General features: G+C 64.8%; 14 protein-coding genes. 5 read left to right on the top strand and 9 right to left on the bottom strand.

Going from position 1 to position 18,727, the window contains the following annotated elements; all coding sequences use genetic code 11:
• Nucleotides 1-62: 62 nt before the first annotated feature.
• Nucleotides 63-2,021, top strand: a complete 1,959-nt coding sequence (locus tag AC0WRY_RS12020; RefSeq protein WP_194407184.1) for a GAF domain-containing sensor histidine kinase — start codon at nt 63-65, stop codon at nt 2,019-2,021.
• Between the two features lie 3 nt (nt 2,022-2,024).
• Here the strand turns inward: AC0WRY_RS12020 and AC0WRY_RS12015 are convergent, their stop codons facing one another.
• A complete protein-coding gene (locus tag AC0WRY_RS12015; RefSeq protein WP_194407183.1) occupies nt 2,025-3,608 on the bottom strand; it encodes an MDR family MFS transporter in 1,584 nt (527 codons plus the stop codon).
• Nucleotides 3,609-3,765: 157 nt separating this feature from the next.
• Nucleotides 3,766-4,281 (bottom strand): YcgN family cysteine cluster protein, encoded by a 516-nt coding sequence (locus AC0WRY_RS12010; protein WP_194407182.1) that lies wholly within the window; start codon nt 4,279-4,281, stop codon nt 3,766-3,768.
• Between the two features lie 293 nt (nt 4,282-4,574).
• Between AC0WRY_RS12010 and AC0WRY_RS12005 the strand changes: the two genes are divergently transcribed.
• The 4 genes from AC0WRY_RS12005 (at nt 4,575) to AC0WRY_RS11990 (ending at nt 9,394) form a co-directional block, all read left to right on the top strand.
• Nucleotides 4,575-6,863, top strand: a complete 2,289-nt coding sequence (locus AC0WRY_RS12005; RefSeq protein ID WP_194407181.1) for a transglycosylase domain-containing protein — start codon at nt 4,575-4,577, stop codon at nt 6,861-6,863.
• A 9-nt stretch (nt 6,864-6,872) separates the two neighbouring features.
• A complete protein-coding gene (locus tag AC0WRY_RS12000; RefSeq protein WP_194407180.1) occupies nt 6,873-7,451 on the top strand; it encodes a DUF1214 domain-containing protein in 579 nt (192 codons plus the stop codon).
• Nucleotides 7,448-8,032 carry a DUF1254 domain-containing protein gene (locus AC0WRY_RS11995; protein WP_194407179.1) on the top strand — a complete coding sequence of 195 codons (585 nt, stop codon included), beginning with the start codon at nt 7,448-7,450 and terminating at the stop codon, nt 8,030-8,032. Before AC0WRY_RS12000 ends, AC0WRY_RS11995 begins: the two co-directional genes overlap by 4 nt.
• Before the next feature lie 174 nt (nt 8,033-8,206).
• A complete protein-coding gene (locus tag AC0WRY_RS11990) occupies nt 8,207-9,394 on the top strand; it encodes a sulfotransferase family protein (RefSeq protein WP_491123152.1) in 1,188 nt (395 codons plus the stop codon).
• A gap of 30 nt (nt 9,395-9,424) precedes the next feature.
• Here the strand turns inward: AC0WRY_RS11990 and AC0WRY_RS11985 are convergent, their stop codons facing one another.
• The 7 genes from AC0WRY_RS11985 to AC0WRY_RS11955 form a co-directional block, all read right to left on the bottom strand.
• On the bottom strand, nt 9,425-9,865 hold the full coding sequence (locus tag AC0WRY_RS11985; protein ID WP_194407177.1) for a hypothetical protein: 441 nt from the start codon (nt 9,863-9,865) through the stop codon (nt 9,425-9,427).
• 44 nt (nt 9,866-9,909) lie between these two features.
• On the bottom strand, nt 9,910-13,122 hold the full coding sequence (locus AC0WRY_RS11980) for an adenylate/guanylate cyclase domain-containing protein (protein ID WP_491123151.1): 3,213 nt from the start codon (nt 13,120-13,122) through the stop codon (nt 9,910-9,912).
• A 106-nt stretch (nt 13,123-13,228) separates the two neighbouring features.
• The gene (locus tag AC0WRY_RS11975) at nt 13,229-14,680 is read right to left on the bottom strand and encodes a serine hydrolase (RefSeq protein ID WP_491123150.1); all 1,452 of its coding nucleotides are present in this window, start codon (nt 14,678-14,680) and stop codon (nt 13,229-13,231) included.
• A gap of 47 nt (nt 14,681-14,727) precedes the next feature.
• Nucleotides 14,728-15,933, bottom strand: a complete 1,206-nt coding sequence (locus AC0WRY_RS11970) for a cytochrome P450 (protein ID WP_491123149.1) — start codon at nt 15,931-15,933, stop codon at nt 14,728-14,730.
• Nucleotides 15,934-16,379: 446 nt separating this feature from the next.
• Complete coding sequence (locus tag AC0WRY_RS11965) at nt 16,380-16,889, bottom strand: DUF2867 domain-containing protein (RefSeq protein WP_491123148.1); 510 nt, start codon at nt 16,887-16,889, stop codon at nt 16,380-16,382.
• Nucleotides 16,890-17,095: 206 nt separating this feature from the next.
• Entirely contained in the window at nt 17,096-17,374 is a 279-nt protein-coding gene (locus AC0WRY_RS11960; protein WP_491123147.1) for a hypothetical protein, read from the bottom strand.
• Nucleotides 17,375-17,540: 166 nt separating this feature from the next.
• Complete coding sequence (locus AC0WRY_RS11955; RefSeq protein ID WP_194408237.1) at nt 17,541-18,719, bottom strand: MFS transporter; 1,179 nt, start codon at nt 18,717-18,719, stop codon at nt 17,541-17,543.
• Nucleotides 18,720-18,727 lie beyond the last annotated feature (8 nt).

Here is an 18,727-nt window from a genome sequence, read left to right as displayed (position 1 = left end):
CGCAGGGGATGTGATAATCCGGCCCGGTGCCGCGCCTGCCGCGGCACCAAGGCGGATTGCGAATGACCAATTCTTCCCATGATGTCGCCGTGGAGCTTGCGGCCGAGAATGCGCGGTTGCGCAGCGAGCTTGCCATTGCGCGCGACCGCCAGAACGCCAGCGCCGAGATCCTGCGCAACATCGCGGCCTCGCCCTCCGATGCCCGCCCGGTGTTCGCCGCGATTGCGTCGAGCTCCAAGCGCCTGCTCGACGGCTTCTCCGCCACCGTGCTCCAGTTCATCGGCGACGAGCTGCATCTCGTGGCCTACACGCCGACCAGCCCGGAGGCGGACGAAGGGCTGAAGGCCTCGTTCCCGCGCAAGATCGCGGAGTTTCCGACCTTTGCGCTGGTGCGCGGCGGCGAGACGATCCAGTTTCCCGACAGCGAGGCCGCTGACGTCCCCGAGCTGAATCGCGAGCTGGCGCGGCTGCGCGGCTTCCGCAGCGTACTGTTCATGCCGTTGATGAACCGCGGCACGCCGGTCGGCATGATCAGCGTCACGCGCGCCGAGCCGGGCGCGTTCGCTCCCGACCTCGTGCAGCTCTTGCAGACCTTCGCCGACCAGGCCGTGATCGCGATCGAGAATGCACGCCTGTTCAACGCGACACAGGAGGCGCTGGAGCGCCAGACCGCCACCGCCGACATCCTGAAGGTGATGGCGGCCTCGCCGTCCGACGTGCAGCCGGTGTTCGAGGCCATCGCCGCCAACGCCAACCGGTTGATCGGCGGCTTCTCGACGGCGGTGCTGCGCTACGTCGACGGCGCCGCGCACATTGCGGCGTTCACGCCGACCGATCCGGCCGGCGATCGCGTGCTGCAGGCCTCGTTCCCTGTGCCGTTCGCGCGATTCCCGCCCTATCAGCTCGTGGCCAAGGGGACCGCCGCGCAATTGCCCGACACCGAGCTTGAGCCGGCGGCGCGCGACATCGCGCGCGCCCGCGGCTATCGCAGCATGCTGTTCGCGCCCTTGATGAGCGAGGGCGGAGCGATCGGCATCATCATCGCGACGCGACGCGCAGCGGGCCCGTTCGCCGAGCATCACGTGCACCTGCTGCAGACCTTCGCCGACCAAGCGGTGATCGCGATCAAGAATGTCAGCCTGTTCAATGAAGTCGCGAGCCGCACGCGGGAGCTTGCCAGGTCGCTCGACGATTTGCGCGCGGCGCAGGACCGGCTGGTCCAGACCGAGAAGCTCGCTTCGCTCGGCCAGCTCACCGCCGGCATCGCGCACGAGATCAAGAACCCGCTCAACTTCGTCAACAATTTCGCCTCGCTCTCCGCCGAATTGACCGACGAGCTGAACGAGGTGCTCGCACCTGTCGACCTCGCCGACGACGTTCGCGCCGAGGTGGACGAGCTCACGGGGCTGCTGAAGGACAATCTCGGCAAGGTCGTGCAGCACGGACGGCGCGCCGATTCCATCGTCAAGAACATGCTGCTGCATTCGCGCGAGGGCGGCGGCGAGCACCGGCTGAGCGACATCAACGCGGTGGTCGAGGAGAGCCTCAACCTCGCCTATCACGGCGCGCGGGCCGAGAAGCCGCAGTTCGACGTGACGCTCGAACGCGACCTCGATCCGGCCGCCGGCTCGGCCGACGTATTCCCGCAGGAGATCACGCGGGTGCTGCTGAACCTGATTGGAAACGGATTCCATGCGGTCGCCAAGCGCAAGGCGGAGACCGCAGCGGGCGCTTACGAGCCGGTCGTGACCGCCGCGACCCGCGACCGCGGCGACAGCATCGAGATCCGCATCCGCGACAACGGCACGGGCATCCCGGATGAGGTGAAGGAGAAGATGTTCAATCCGTTCTTCACCACCAAGCCGGCCGGCGAAGGCACTGGCCTCGGACTGTCGATGAGCCACGACATCGTGGTGAAGCAACATGGCGGCACGATCGAGGTCGCGACGGAGCCGGGCAAGTTTACCGAATTCACGATCCTGCTGCCACGCAAGAGCAGCTTCCCGGTTCGCGCGGACTGAGCCCTACTCCGCCATCTCGACGGGTTGCTTCGCCGAAGGACCGGCCAGCGGCCGCTCTTCCATCGCGATCAGGCACAGCGCGGCAATGGTCATCAGCGCGGTGGCGGCGCCGAACACGTAGCGGAAGGCGTGCCGCATGTCCTCGGTGGGAATGGCGACGCTGCCCGCGGCGTGATGCTCGCCGGCGAGCGGAACGTCGATGCCGAGCGCGATCAGCAGGATCGCGGCGAAGGCGGCAACCGTGAACGAGGACATCAGCGAGCGGAAGAAGTTCATCGCGCCGGTGATGGTGCCGACCTGCGGGCGCGCGACCGAGTTCTGCAGCGAGACCACGCAGACCGGGAACGTGGTGCCGAGCCCAAGCGCGAACGCCGCCATCAGCGTGAGCAGGCTCCACAGCGGCAAGGTGGTGAGCGTGAGGCCGAGGCCGCACAGCGCGGCCCAGGAGGTGCCGATGATGGCGACGCGCTTGTAGTGTTTTGCACGGGCCATGGTGCGGCCGGCGATCGCCGCGCCGCAGGTCGAGACCGCCGCCAGCGGAATCAGCGCGAGACCCGCCTCGCTGGCGGTGAGATGGTAGACCGACTCGTAATAAAGCGGCAGCTGCACCGTGAGGCCGGTGATCGCGCCGAGCCCGCAGCCGCCGGCCGTCAGCGCGAACGGCGCCACCGATCCGGTCAGCAGCTTCAGCGGCAGGAACGGCTCGTCGGCCCGCCGGGCGTGCCAGACGAAGGTCACCGCGAGCGCGACGGCGCCGCCCACCATCGCCAGTACGGTCGGCGACAGCCAGGGATAGCGCGAGCCGCCCCAGGTCAGCACCAGCATGAAGACGACCGCAGACGCCATCAGCAGCACGCCGCCGAGCCAGTCGACCTTGCGCTTGCGGTGGAACACCGGGATCTTCTTCATGTTCGGCAGCAGCAGCCCAAGCGCCGCGGCGGTGAGCGGCAGATTGATCCAGAAGATCATCGACCAATGCAGATGCTCGGCGAACACGCCGCCGATGACCGGACCCAAAATGCCGCCGACCATCCAGACGCTGGAGAAATAGGCCTGGTACTGGCCGCGCTCGCGCGGCGAGACGACGTCGGAGATCACGGTCTGCACGACAGGCATGATGCCGCCGCCGCCAAGCCCCTGAAGGCCGCGCGCCAGGATCAGCATCGGCATGTTCGGTGCCACCGCGCACAGCACCGAGCCCGCCACGAACAGGCTGAGCGAGATGATGATCATGACGCGGCGGCCGTAGATGTCGCTGAGCGTGCCGAACACCGGCGCGACCGCGGTCGAGGCGAGCAGATAGGCGGTGATGACCCAGGAGAGATTGGAGACGTCCTGGAACTGGCGCCCGATGGTCGGCAACGCCGTCGCCACGATGGTCTGGTCGAGCGCCGCCAGGAACATCGTCAGCATCAGGCTGATGACGATGGTGCGGACCTCGTCCTGCGACAGCGGCGCCGGCGGCGTGATGGACGGCGCGTCATCGACACTGATGACCTCGCTCGGAAGCCGGGACAGCTCCTCGGCGATGTCGTCGGGCAAAGTCTGGATGTCGGCAGAACTGCTCTGCCGGTCGAACTTGTTCATCTCGCTCGGACGTCATGGGGCGGCGCAACGCCGCAAAGGATTCGTTCTATGCAGCCCAATCTAGACAGCAAAGTTTGTCCCGGGCAGGCACCCCGGCGCATGGGAGCATCCCGCCCCCGGGTCATCCCGAACAAGTGATCGGAGCCCGTGCGGCGGCTCAGTCCTTCGGACGTCGCTTCAAGCGCGCCCGTTTCGGCAGAAGCGCGGGCCATTGCACGATGTGGTCTTCGAGCTCCTCGTCCGGGATCTCCTCCTCGCTGCCCTCGACCCGGCCGCGCACGGAGACGCCGGCTTCGTGCACCGTGTTGGGATCACCGGAGACCAGCGGATGCCACCAATAGAGGTCACGGCCCTCGGCGACGAGCTTGTAGCCGCAGCTCGGCGGCAGCCAGTTCAGGGTGCGGACATTGGCCGGCGTCAGGCGGACGCAATCCGGAACCTTGTCGGACCGATTCGGATAGTCCTTGCAGGCGCAGCTCGCACCATCGAGCAGCTTGCAGCCGATATGGGTGAAATAGATCTCGCCGGTGTCTTCGTCCTCGAGCTTGTTCAGGCAGCAGCGGCCGCAGCCGTCGCACAGGCTTTCCCATTCGCCCGCCGACATCTCTTCCAACGTCTTGGTTTTCCAGAAGAATCCTTCCTGGCCTGAAGGTCGTTTGGGAGCTGCGGTCATGCGCCTCAACAAAGGTTCGAAAGAGCAACGAGCCATGCCATCTAGGGCGTGCGGCCGCCATGGTGCAAGCAACGCGCCTTTGAGGCCCGTAATGACCCGGGGTCAATTAGGCCTGTTGTTCAAAATCGCGAGCCTGACCATTGGTTTATGGCCCCCGCTCGGCTAGAAGGAACAGCAAGTCCCTCGGATGCTGGCCGGGCGCCTTGGGTTTGCCGCAACATTCCCCCAAGACGTCTCGACGCCGCCCCGGCCGGGTGCTTGGACGCTTTCGAAGCGAGCCTCAAGGGTTCTAGGTGCGCCAGATCATACCACCGCATTGGAAGCAGAAGATCCGGAATTTCTTCCTGGATCTCGATGCGCGCATCGACTCCTCGCTGTTCTCCTCGGCCAAGGGCATCCGCGAGCTCTACGAGCGCTATTCGACCTTCATGGACCGCTTCTATGTCGGGCGCTGGAAGCGCTGGGTGTTCATCGAGCCACTGTCGGAAGCCGCAACGCTGGGCCTCGGCGGCCTGGTCGTGATGCTCACGCTCGCCATTCCCGCCTTCCGCGAGACCGCGGACGAGGACTGGCTGAAGAAGTCCGATCTCGCGGTGACCTTCCTCGACCGCTACGGCAACCCGATCGGCAGCCGCGGCATCAAGCACAACGACTCGATCCCGCTGGAAGATTTTCCTGACGTGCTGATCAAGGCGACGCTGGCGACCGAAGACCGCCGCTTCTACGAGCATTTCGGCATCGACATCGCCGGCACCGCGCGCGCGCTCGTGACCAACGCGCAAGCGGGCGGCGTCCGCCAGGGCGGCTCCTCGATCACCCAGCAACTCGCCAAGAACCTGTTCCTGAGCAACGAGCGCACCATCGAGCGCAAGGTCAACGAGGCCTTCCTCGCGGTCTGGCTGGAATGGCGCCTGACCAAGAACGAGATCCTCAAGCTGTATCTGGATCGCGCCTATATGGGCGGCGGCACCTTCGGCGTCGACGGCGCGGCGCATTTCTACTTCAACAAATCCGCGCGCGACGTGACCTTGGCGGAAGCCGCGATGCTCGCCGGCCTGTTCAAGGCGCCGACCAAATACGCCCCCCACATCAACCTGCCCGCCGCCCGCGCCCGCGCCAACGTCGTGCTCGACAACCTCGTCGATGCCGGCTTCATGACCGAGGGCCAGGTGTTCGGCGCCCGCCGCAATCCGGCCTTCGCGGTCGACCGCCGCGACGAGGCCTCGCCGAACTACTATCTCGACTACGCCTTCGACGAGATGCGCAAGCTGGTCGACACCTTCCCGAAGTCGTACACCGAGCGCGTCTTCGTGGTCCGGCTCGCCATCGACACCAACGTGCAGAAGGCCGCGGAGGACGCGGTCGAGAACCAGCTGCGCCAGTTCGGCCGCGACTATCACGCGACGCAGGCCGCGACCGTGGTGTCCGATCTCGACGGCGGCATCCGCGCCATGGTCGGCGGCCGCGACTACGGCGCCAGCCAGTTCAACCGCGCCACCGACGCCTATCGCCAGCCCGGCTCCTCGTTCAAGCCCTATGTCTACACCACCGCCCTGCTGAACGGTTACACGCCGAACTCGGTCGTGGTCGACGGCCCGGTTTGCATCGGCAATTGGTGCCCGCAGAATTATGGTCATTCCTATTCCGGCTCGGTGACGCTGACTCAGGCGATCACGCGCTCGATCAACGTGGTGCCGGTGAAGCTCTCGATCGAGATCGGCCGGAGGAACGAGCCCAAAGCGCAGAACCCGGCCAAGGTCGGCCGCGCCAAGATCGTCGAGGTCGCGCGCCGCTTCGGCCTCAAGGCGCCGCTGCCCGACACGCCGTCGCTGCCGATCGGCTCGGACGAAGTCACCGTGCTCGAGCACGCCGTCGCCTACGCGACCTTCCCCAACCGCGGCAAGGCGGTGACGCCGCATTCGGTGCTCGAAGTGCGCACCGGCGCCGGCGACCTCGTCTGGCGCTGGGACCGCGACGGCCCGAAGCCGCGGCAGGCGATCCCGGCCTCCGTTGCCGCCGACATGGCCGGCATGATGAGCCACGTCGTCAGCGAAGGCACGGCGCGCCGTGCCGCGCTCGACGGCATTCCGACCGCGGGCAAGACCGGCACCACCAACGCGTATCGCGACGCCTGGTTCGTCGGCTACACCGGCAATTTCACCTGCGCGGTGTGGTACGGCAACGACGATTACTCGCCGACCAACCGCATGACCGGCGGCTCGTTGCCGGCGCAGACCTGGCACGACATCATGCTCGCGGCGCATCAGGGCGTCGAGGTGCGGGAGATCCCAGGCATCGGCATGGGCCAGAAGCTGCCGCCGCAGCACGTGAGCAACGCGCAGGCCAACGCAGCGCCGAAGATCCTGGAGACCAAGCCCGGTCCGCCGCCGGTGCTGACCAAGCGCGGCGCCGACATCCTGGTGCGCGTCGAGAAGCTGCTGGATGACGCGGCCAAGACGGCCAGGAAATCGGCGGATGCCGACGCCAAGGCGGCCAAGCCGGCCTCGGCGACGAGCGCGCTCGCCTTCCCGCAGAACTATGCGGAAGAGAATGCCAACGCCACCGCCCCGCGCAAGAACTGATCGAAACCCGTGCGGCTGATCCTGATCACATTGACGGCCCTTCTGCTCGCGACGGTGGTCGGCGTCGGCGCGACCTGGATGACGACGACGCGCGGCACCGAGATCGGTGCGCTGACCATCGGCGCCTGGACCGCGCGCCCGCGCACCGGCACCGCCGACGTCGATCCCTATTCGCGCGCCACCATCGTGCGCAACGGCGAGCTGCCGATCGGCACCGGCGACGGCGTCGCCTTCACCGCCACCACCGACGACAAGAAGAAGGCGCTCGACGGCCGCTGCGACGTGATCGTCTCCGGCGTGACGCCGCCCGCGCGGTTCTGGACGTTGACGCTCTACGACCGCAAAGGCCATCTCGTCGCGAATTCGCTCCAGCGTTACGGCTTCACCAGCCAGGAGATCGTGCGGCAGTCCGACGGCTCGTTCGAGATCCGCATCGCCTCGCGCTCGCGCGCCGGCAACTGGCTGCCGACCGGCGGCATCGAGCGCTACGCCCTGATGCTGCGCCTCTACGACACCCCGGTCGGCGTTGCGACGCGTACCCAACGCGATGCGCCGATGCCCTCCATCTCGACGGTGGGCTGCTCATGATCCGCCTGCTGTTCACCATCGTTGCCGGCATCGTGCTGGGCCTCGTCGTCCATCTCGTCAGCGTGCTGGCGCTGCCGCGGATCGCGACGCAGGACGCCTATTCCAGGCTAACGCCGATGACGAAGCTGAACGCCGTCAGCCAGCTTCCCCTCGCCGATCCCTCGACGTCGCCGATGCCGTTCATGGACCCGGCCTTTGCGCTGGCGATCTGCCGCTACGACCTTTCGGGTGGACCGATCAAGCTCACCGTGCCCGTCAGCCAGGCCTACACCTCGGTGTCGTTCTACACCCGCAACGAGATCGCCTATTACGCCATCAACGACCGCTCGGCGGGCCGCAAGGTGATCGAGCTCGATTTGATGACGGAAGCGCAGCACAACGATCTGCCCGAGGACGAAGAGGTCACCGCGGCCGACCGCCTCATCATCGATTCCCCCAGCACCACCGGCCTGATCGTGATGAAGGCGCTCGCCCCCGAGCCCGGCCTGATGCAGCAGGCGCAGGCCACGCTGCAAGCCGCGACCTGCGCGCCACAGACCGAGCCGCCCGCCAAGGCCGAAGCGCCGCGCGGCCGGCGGTGACGCGCGGCTGTTCGGCGGCCCTCAAGACCAAAATCTGAAAAACAACCCCATGCACAGTAGCAGGGGCATTGAAATCGTTGGGTTTAAGCCACGGACCACTCAAGCGGCCGCTGACCTGATGCCGGCCTGTTCGGATCTTGAAAGCCTTTGTCGGCGCGCATAGCCTTGCAGCCAATGTCGCCGGCTCGCACCATCGATATCGACGACCTCTGGCGCGCCGCCGCGCGAAAGCTCGGCGGTTGGAGCAAACCACCAGACGATGTCCATCTCGATGGATTGCGCTGCCTCGCCTCGGCGCTGGCGAGACCCGGTCGGTACACCGAAGGGGAGTTGCGTCTCCTCCAGCGCGAATTATTCGTCCGCATCCTGGCCGACCTCAGCGTATCCCGGGATATCGCTGATCATCCCGAGATCGCCGACATTCCGGTCAGGCGCCCGCTCTTGATCACCGGATACGGCCGCACCGGAAGCACTCTCCTCCATAATCTGATCGCGCTCGATCCTCACATGCGCGCGCCTCGGCTGTGGGAATTATGGAGCCCGTCGCCGCCTCCGCGTCCCGAGACGGCCGCGTCCGATCCGCGCATCGCGTTCGCGCGGCGACGGCTGAAGGCGTTTACTGCCGCCGATCCGTCGATCCTGAAGATACATCCGATGGCAGCCCTTGCGCCGGACGAGTGTCACTGGATGATGCGGCATAACACGCTGACGCCAATGTTCTATCAGGCACCTGAATACTGGGAATGGTTAAAGCAGCTGAGCAAGGGAGACCTCCACCAGCTCTACTCGCATTATCGGCTGCAGGTACAGCATTTGCAGCTATATGTCCGCGGCGATGTCTGGGTGAGCAAATCCCCTACGACCCACCTGCATTTCTTGCCAGTGTTGTTCGACGTCTTTCCCGACGCCAACGTGGTGCGGCTGCACCGCCATCCCTCCGAGGCGGTGCCATCCCTGTGCAGCCTCGTGTCAGGTTACCGGCGGTTGTTCGCGCAAAGAGTGGACTATGCCGAAATCGGCTCCACTCTTCTGGACATGTTCGTGGATAACATGGACCGGTCCATGGCGGCGCCGGCGGACAAGGCGGGCCAGATCACCGACATCCGATTTGAGGATCTCGTCGCAGATCCAGTGGCGACGGTACGCAGCGTTTACCGGCGCTTCGGCTATCCCTACGGCGGCGCGAGTTTTGAAGGCGCGATGGCGCGCCATCTCGAGAGCGAGCAGGCCGCAAAAGCGCGGCACACTTATGCGCTCGAGCAGTTCGACCTTTCCCCAAGCGAGGTGATCGATCGCTGCGGGAACTATCTCCGCTGGCTGGGGACGCACGGCAGCGGGTCCGTCGGTGGCACACCGTCGTGACGAACCCGAACCGCCTTGAGCCCCGCAGATTCAGCTGCCGTACGGCGGCTCGTTCGCCAACGGATGGCTGTCGGAGGGATAGCGACTCTTGATCAGGATGGTGATACCGCCGCGCGAAGTCCGGGTGTCCGGTGCCTGCCAAATCAAGACCTCGAAATCGTACCCAGGTGCCCAGGCAAATGTGATGGGCGTCGCCGGGTCAGTCCCAAGCGCGGCGAAAATGACGGCGCGGATCGCTTCCTGCTGCGCGATCGGTATCTGCCCCAGGAACTTCCTCCATTCGCCCTTGATCGCCATCTTGTCGTCGATGACGACGCCGCTCTGCCCAAGAGGCTGGCCTTCCTTGAAGGCGTCCCTGTGCGGCACCAACTTGGCAATCCTTTCCTTCGAGAAGGCGATGTTGAGCTTACCGAGCGCTGTTTGAAGATGAGGCATCCGCAATCTCCGATCAAATGGCTGAAGAAAACTCAATGCAGCTTAAGATTGACACCGCTCCATAGCCGGCGCAACGGCGATTATCTGCCCTGACCGTTTACCGCATCGCGTGCAGACGTCGGACCTTCATCGAACCTTGCCGCAACCTCATCCATCAAAGGCGCGTATAGCTTCGCGCCGGTTTCCTGCATCAGGCTTCGGGCGCGCGCTAAATCCGAGAGCGCAAGCTCGACCCGGCCCGCCTGTCGCTGTACATCCGTCCGGACGAGACGGGCGAGACATTCGGCAACGCGCGCCGTCCGTGCCGTCGCCACCTCGATTGCCTCTGCTGCCGCGAGTTGAGCCGCCTCCAGCTCATTGTTCAGCCGGTGTGCATTGGCAAGATCGGCCAGAATCCGCGCCTCCGATTCAAGCCCGGCCTTGCGCACTCGCGCAACCGACAGCGCCTTGTCGAGGCTTTCCACCGCCTGGGCAAACCGGCCGCCGACCAGATGCGCCAGGCCGAGACAGGCGAGCGCATTCACGAGGATATAGGGGCTGCCGGTTTCGGTGGCCATCGCCATGGCACGCGCGGCGTGAAGATCGGCGAGCGCCTTATCCTCAAGCGCCCAAGCCATGTCGACAAAGGCAACGTTGACGAGATGGAGCGTGATGTCGTTGGAATCGGCTTCGATCTGCAGCATACGGTCGAGCCAGGGCCTTGCCTCGTCGAAGCGCCCGAGCTGGACCAGGACCTGCCCGCGCATTACGGTCAGCCAGCGCGCGACGTCGAAGTTGAAGAGCTGACGGTCGAATTCGCTGATGGCGTCAGCGCGTCCGGTCGCGTCGATGATAGCCTGCAGCGCCTCGTCGAGCCGTCCCGACAACCGCGTTGCTTGTGACAGCACGGCGGTCAGCATCGCCTCGCCGCTACGGTCCTGCCCACTCGTCAGCGCGAGCGCCTCGCGCGTCCGCGCGACGTAGTCGTCCGCCGATCCGCTCACCGCGAGGTTCCGGCCATATGCGGCATGAATCCAGGCATGGGCCCGCGCATTGCCCGAGACGAGCGCCAGTTGCCGTGCTTCCTCGAACCAACGCCGCGCCTCCTCGGCCGAAATACCTTCGCGCCAGCCGAAGGTCAGGACCTGGATGCAGCAGGTCAGCCGCAGATAACCGATAGACTCGGATAACGGCTGGCCTTCCAGCAATTGATGGACCTTCCGCCAGCTTCGCAAGGCCTGGCTTGAATCGTGCGTACCGATCCATAGTGCGGCCCGGATATGGGCCTGCGCCGCTTCCATCGGCTGGCCGGCTTCTTCGAGATGATAGGCCAGCAGGCTGGCCCGCTCCTCCTTCCGGTCCGTGAAGTGCTGCTTCATGATGCGCGCGACGTCGCCATGGATGCCGCGACGGCGCTCGCGCAGGAGAACGCCATAGCAGGTCTCCTGAACGAGTGGATGCGAGAAGGCATGGACGCCGGGATCGAGCGCCAGTTCGCGCAGCAGCTCCGAGCGGCGCAGCCGGTCGAGCGCGTCGTCGAGCTCCGGAGACGACAGCCCCGTCAGCGCTTCGAGAATATCGCGCGGCGCTTCGCGGCCGATCACCGCGGCATACTGCAACACGCGGCGCGCTGGTTCGTCGAGGTGATCGATCCGGGCAGCGAGCAGGGCTCGGATCGTGGGCGGCAAGGGAATCGCCTCGATGCCTCCCGCAAGCCGGTAATTGCCGCGTTCCCCCTCCAAATCGCCGCGGTCGACAAGGCAACGCACCAGTTCCTCGAGAAAGAACGGGTTGCCCTGTGCGCGATGGGCGATATTGCGCGAAACCAGCGCCAGCGAGGAATCGGAGCCGAGAAGCAGGCGCAATAGTCCTTCGGACTCGGTATCGGCCAGCGAGGAGAGGTTGATTTGCCGGTAATGGCTTCGCTGCATCCAAGGCGCGCTGTAGCCATGCCGGAAGTTCAGCAGCAGCATGGTCTTGGTGCCGGTGATGGCATCGGCGATCACGTCGATGAATTCCTCGCTCGCGGCGTCGATCCAGTGCAAGTCCTCGAGGAGAATGAGCGCGGGCTGCAGCTGCGGTCCCGATCGCACGAACAGACGCACCAGTTCGACGAGCCGCTTCTTGCGCATCGCGGGATCGGTCTGGGCCGTCGGCTGATCCGGGTCGACGAGGCCCAGAAAGCCGAGCAACAGTGCCAGCGTCTCGTCGTCCACCCCGTATGCCGACATGACGCTTTCCACCCGCTCCTGCGCCTCGGAGGCCAGCATGCCGGGCTTGATGCCAAGAAAGTCGCGAGCCAGTTCGACGACGGGCTGATAGGGCGTCGCGTGGCCGTGCGCTGTCACACGAGCTTCGAAAACCCGATAGCCTCGATCGCGACAGCGCTCGGCGAATTCGAAGCAAAGCCGGCTCTTCCCCGAGCCGGCTTCTCCGACGACGCCGACAGCCCGCGGCTCGCCGGCGGCTGCGCTGGCGAGTTCTGCCTCAAGCAGGTCGATCTGAGCGGAGCGACCGATCAGCGGGGTTAGCGCAGTCTGACTGCGAAATATGACGCTAGCCGGCGCATGATGCAGGCGCTCCAGCCTGAAAACCTCCATTGGTTCGGTCACTCCGCGAACCACACGCAGTCCAAGCGGCGTCGCTTCGACGTAGTTGCGGGCCGCTGCGGCCGTGGCGCCGGTGATCAGGATTTCGCCCGGCTCGGCCATCTGCTCCATGCGCGCCGCCACATGCGCGGTGGACCCGGACACATCGTATGTGTGATAGAGGCTGTTGACGACCGCCTGCAGGATCACCTCGCCGCTGTGGACGCCGACCCGGATCCTCAGATCGCGATCACCGAGTTCCGCCAGGGCAGCCTGAAGCGCCAGGGCCGCGCCGCAAGCGCGCACCGCGTGGTCCTCACGGGGCACCGGTGCGCCGAACAACGCCATCACGCCATCGCCCTGCACCTTGTTGACGATGCCGTCGTAGCGCTCAACCCCCCGCCGCATGGCGTTGATCGCCGGCTGGATCCGACGCATTGCGTCCTCGGGATCGGCGTTTTGGATCAGCCACGTCGAGTTGCTGATATCGGCGAAGAGGACGCTGAGCTGTTTGCGTTCGCCGCCGGTCGCGCTCAGCGCGCGCAACCATTCTTCCGCCGACCGGCTCGAGGAAATGGTGAGCGGCGCGCTGCATTTGCCGCAGAAGCGGCTGATCGGGCCGTTGACGTGGCCGCACGCGATGCAGACCGTGCGCATCGGCTTTCCGCAGGTCTCGCAGAATGCATTCGTCGCGCTGTTGTCGCTATTGCAGTATCGGCAAAGCATACGCAGGACCTTGCATCCGATCGCCACGGATCAGGATAACGCGGGAAATGCGTTGTTGCCATAGTCATGGTCCCGCCGCGCATTCGACCCCCAACCTGCCGAGGTCCTAACGCTTTGCGAACGGGATCATCATCAGGAGCGGTCGCTGGACAAGCTGGGCGGAAAGTCCCGCGATGGCACCGTCGTTATCCCTATAATATTCGACCAGCACGGGGAAAAAGGTCCCGAACGCCCCCACTGTGAACAGGAAGGTCGTGTCGCCAAACTGATCCAGCTGCCAGCTCGACCCGTAATAGCTGATCGACAGAATGGTGCCATTCAGGCTCACCACGAGATCGCCATATCCGGGATTGCTGAACATTCCCGTGAATTTCGCGATTGCGGGCGGCGCCAGGGCCATGGCCACGCCCTTGGCCACCGGCGACGGCGGCTCGGCGGACAAGCTCAGGGCTCCCATCGGAGCGCAGCTGGGAAGCTCGACGGTATTGGAAAGCGAGTTGGTTAGCAAATGATCGTAAACGGCGGTCGCGATCTTATCGGGCCATTTGTTGCGCAGCATTTGGTTGGTGCAGTGCTGGTTGGTGAGGACGACCACCCCCATCCCGTCGTCCGGCATGAACGACACGTATGCCGAACCGCCCTGGGGATCGCCGGTATGGAACACCAATCTCTTCTGCCGAGGACCGTTGGGTGTCTTGATGGTCAGCTTCCCGACGTTCCACCCCAGTCCATACATGGTCCCGTCGCCGGCATCGCTGAACGGGTGATAGGTGAGTCCCAGCGCTCCCTCGCCGATCACGACCTTGCCGTTCCCTGTCATCCCCCTTCTCAGCAACAGCTCGACCCACTTCGCCATGTCGAGTGCCGATGAGTTGATCTCGCCCGCGGGACCAATGTTGGTGAAGTCCTTCAGGGCCAGGGGTGCCTCGCCGATATAGCCGAGCACGCGATTCGAATTTTGCAGATAGTCCGCAAACGACAGCGTCGTCTCAGTCATTCCGAGAGGACCGAGGATGCGGCTCCGTATGATATCCTCGTAGCTCTCGCCGGTCAGTATCTCGAGGAGATGGCCGGCAACCATGTACAGCAAGTTGTTGTAGATGAACTTCGCCCGGAACGGCACCGCTAACGGCAGATCGCGCAGGCGGTAGAACAACTCCGCCCGCGCGAAAGGACCGAGGTACCAGAGGCAATCATGCGGGGCGAGCCCGGTGCGATGACAGAGGAGGTCGATCAACGTTGCCTCGCCCGACGCGAGCGGGTCCGACATCTTGAAGGATGGAACAAACTGGCAGATCGGCCGGTCAAGCGATAACACCTTGTCCTCCGCGAAGATCGAGAGCAACGTGCTGGTGAACGCCTTGGTGGCCGAGCCGATTGGAAAGAGCGTGTGCTCATTGACCAGCGTCCCGGTCGCGCGGTTGCGGAAGCCGAAGCCACCGGCATAGACCATCCGGCCGTTCTGCAGGATCGCGACGCCAACGCCTGTATTTGCGACCGGCGGATCGGCAGCCTCGATTGCGTCCTCGACGATGCGTGCGAAATCCGGAGTACTCATTGGTTTGTCCTCAAATGCCGCCCACGTAAAAGAACACTCTTCCAAGATCACAGAACGGAAAACCTGACAGGCAGAGTCCGAGGGCCGCCTATAAAAATCGACGCCAGCCGGCGCGGCGTACCCGAAAGCTCGATGAACGTCAGCCGGCGCAGCAATTCCTCGAAAAAGACCTGCATTTCCAGCCTTGCCAGATGTTGACCAAGGCAAATATGCGCACCATGACCAAAGGCAACGTTGCGGCCGCGGTCATGGCCGATACGGAAATGGTCCGGCGAGTCGAAGGCCAGCTCGTCCCGGTTTCCCGAGAGATAGCACAACATCAACCAGTCGCCGGCGGCGATTTGGCGCCCGTCCAACACGACATTCTCCCTCGCGGTCCGCATGACATGCTGCACTGGCGCGGTCCAGCGCACCGCTTCCTCGACCAGATCAGGCACGAGACGGAGGTCGGATTTGACTTTGCGGAATTCGCCGGGATTTTCGCACATTGCCCAGATTGCGCCCGATATGGCGGAGCCAACGGGGTGATGACCGGCCGTCAGGAGCACCATCAGATAGCTGACGGCTTCAAACCGATCGATCGGCTCGCCGTCTACCGTGGCGTTTGCGATCACGCTGATGAGGCCATCGCGCGGGGATCGACGTGCCTGTTCGATCAGCGGCGCAAAATAGCTGTCGAAGTCGGCAACCGCGTCTCTCAAACGCCTGGCGTGCCGTGCCGGATCACGGCTGGCCCAGCGCGCGCGCGCCGGTGGGTCGTCCTGACTACGGAATAGTCCCTGGATGAGAGCGAGCAGATGCGCCTCGTCCTCCGCCGGTAGCCCGAGCATCGTCATCGTGACTCGCAACGGGTAGAGCTGGGCAACGTCGTGCACGAATTCGCAGGTCTCGCCCCGCTTGATCGTGTCGTCGACGAGGTCACGCGCGATCGCTCGAACGCGATCTTCAAGCATCGCAACGCTTTGCCGCGCGAACCATCGTTGCGTGACTTGGCGATATTGTGAATGGTCCGGGGCGTCCATTTGCAAAAGTGTCCGCATGAGATGCGGACTGCCGCCGGTCAGGCTGCGCGCCAGCCGGTCGGCGGCCTTGGGCACGAGTGTGCTGGCCCGATCGCCATTGCGGAAGAGATCGTGGCGGCGGCTGACCTCGACGATATCGGCATATCGAGTGACCGCCCAAAACGGGTCGAAGCCGTCCATCTCGAGCCAGCCAAGCGGCTTATTCGATCGCAACCAGCGAAAGCCAGCCATCAATGCATTCTGGGTGGCGTAGGCCCTGGGAGACACCAAGAGCGCACTTAACTCGGCGGGTATAGCGGAGGCATGACACATGGCCAAAACTAAACTGGCGGGCTGAACTGCACCAATGCTAGCGCTCGAAATTGGCCCGACCCCACATCAGAGCGAAGAGGCGAGCACCATCGCAATCAATGATCAGACTGGCAGGGCGCGAGCCTGCGAGGCTTGATCCGAAGGTAGATTGCAACCAAAAATTGGTGAGAACAATGTATTTTCCGGATCCCCGTCGTTCAGGGGGTCTCGGCTGGCTGTTTTGATTTGATTTCAGCGCTTTGCACTGTAATCCAACGCGACGAAAACCCCATCGCCTCAGGCACCTATGCGTTGCCTTGTCATCGTGAGCACGCGCGCCTCGTCACGTCTTGCCCAGATGCGATTGCCCCTACAGCGTGGCCGGCCTAGATCTTCACGGCTTTTGCCGCCTGCTCCAGACTGGCCGGCACGATCACGCGATGAAACGGTGCTATCGTCGCCAGATAGATGCGCCCGAGCCGGTTATGGCAATGCACCACTGTGCCCGCGACCAGCTCGCGCCGATTTGCTGCGTCGGCACGAAGCTGGATCGTGAGGCGGAAGTCGAGATGCCGGTCGTCCGCGCCCAGGATCAATTCCGTCGCGCTCTTTGACAGCACCGGGAAGAAGCCGATCACCGGCCCATGCGCCGCGCCGGCGAGACCGACGGCGCGCGAGGATTTGACGCCGACCGTCGACATCACCACATCGCGGAGGCGCGTGAGTGCACGAATCCACCACGCCTGTCGCTCGAGCGCGGCGCGTGCCAGCACCTCGACATCGTCGCTGGCGCCCGCCGGCAGGTGAATTGCAAACGCGTCCAGAAGGTCCGCGCCCCCGTAAAGCGGCGTGAGCGCGCTGTTGCTGGGCATGGGCACGGCGCGCGCTTTGGTCATGAGATCAGGTACCCGTGGGCGTTGCGCAGTTGACGTTACGCACGATCTTACCGCCATCATCTTTTCTATACCGATGCGCTGTGCATCGCAACAAGCTCGTAGCCGCATGTCAGCTGCGCGCACCGTCGATCAAGTCTGACCATGCCGAGGCCCGGTGATCCGCAAGCCGGAGGTCGGCGCCTCGTTAACCCAAGCGGCTGCGGAAATCAGTGCGCGAATTTGAAGTGGGCGACCGCCGCGGAAGCGACCGTGAACATTGCCGACGCAATCCAGATCGGCACCAGCAGGAAGATGGCAATTGCGCCCTGGCCACAGGCGCCGCACCCCAACTCAAACACGATGGGAAAAACACCTAGCAGGGTGACAACGGAAATTCCTGTACTGAACCAAACGCCCCTCCTTCCCCATCGCGCACCAAAAAGCCATGGCACGGCGGGAAAGCCGACGGAGAGAACGACCAGGGAATTCACCAGGGTGTCGAACATGATTTTACCCAATCGGCTGTTCGACGGCGTTCTCAAACCGCGCAGTTCAGCCCATTCACGCACGGATCTTGGTCGTCGGTACGAGGCCGATAGTTCAAACGCATCCGACAATCCGCGCGAGCTCTACCCAGTGCGTGATGACTAGCGATCCCCGCAGCGGCCGGGCTCACGATGAACGCTTGCCCGCATGATCCCGCCGCGCCCACAATAGCGCCAGCGGCCCCAGTGCGATTCCGGCCGCGAGCACGATGAACACCAGCAGCCAGCCGCTTGCGCTCTGCGGTCCGCCGGCGATGTCGAGCGCCACGCCGGTGCCCCAGGCGCCGAGCGCCGACAAGCCAAAGCCGACCGTCGAGTGCAGGGCCAGTGTCGCGCCGCGATGCTCGGAGACAGCCGCAGCCGACATGCCCGCGGTGAGCGCGCCTGAATCCGCCGGCACCGTCAGGCCGTAGAGCATCAGCAGCAGCGCGAGCACCCATGCCGGAGCCGTGGCGTTGAGTCCGATCACCAGCGCAACGCAGGCCGACGCGATCATCACGACCGTGATCGCGCGGTGGCGTCCGAATTTCAGGGCGGCCTCGTTGCCGAGGATGCTGGCGGGCATCGAGATCACCGCGAAGCAGAAGCTCATCAGCACGGGCGTCATCCAGGACGGCCCGCCTTGATGCGCAACGACGAAGGTCCAGAACCCGACCAGCCAGGTGCGGATGCCGTAGAGCTCGAAGCAGTGGGCCCCGTAACCGAGGATGTAGCCGAGCGCCTCGCGATTGGTGAAGACGGGTGCGAAATTCAGCAGCCGTCCGGCCTTCGGCGCCGGCCGCCGTTGCTCGATCAGCAGGCACGCGGCCACCATCGCGATCGGGCCGACGCCGGTAACGTAGAACGCGGTCCGCCAGCCCCAGCGATCGGCGAGGACTTGCGCAACCAGGAACGACAGGCCGACGCCCACCGAGAAACTCGACGTGTACAGCGTCACCGCCCGCGACGTGTCGCCGGCAGGCAATCGGTCGGTCAGCGCCTTCAGCCCCGGCATGTAGGCGCCGGCAAAGCCCAACCCCGCGAGCGACCAGATGATGGTGCCCGACCAGAACCCGTCGGCGAAGACGCCGAACGCCAGGGTCGCGAGGCCGCTGACGATGGAGCCGCACAGCAGCACGATCCGCGCATCGATGCGATCGGTCAGCGTCGTCAGGACCGGAACAGCCAGCATGTATCCGAACGCGTAGCCGCTCGCCATCAGCCCGCCTTCGGCAGCAGACAGCCCCCACGCCGGCATCAGATGCTGCGCCAGGTTCGCGGACAGCGTCACATGCGGCAGCAGATTGCCGAGCTGGCCGAGACACATCACCGCAA

It is taken from the genome of Bradyrhizobium sp. T-12 (assembly GCF_058314695.1).
This window is presented reverse-complemented; position numbering and strand designations above follow the sequence as displayed.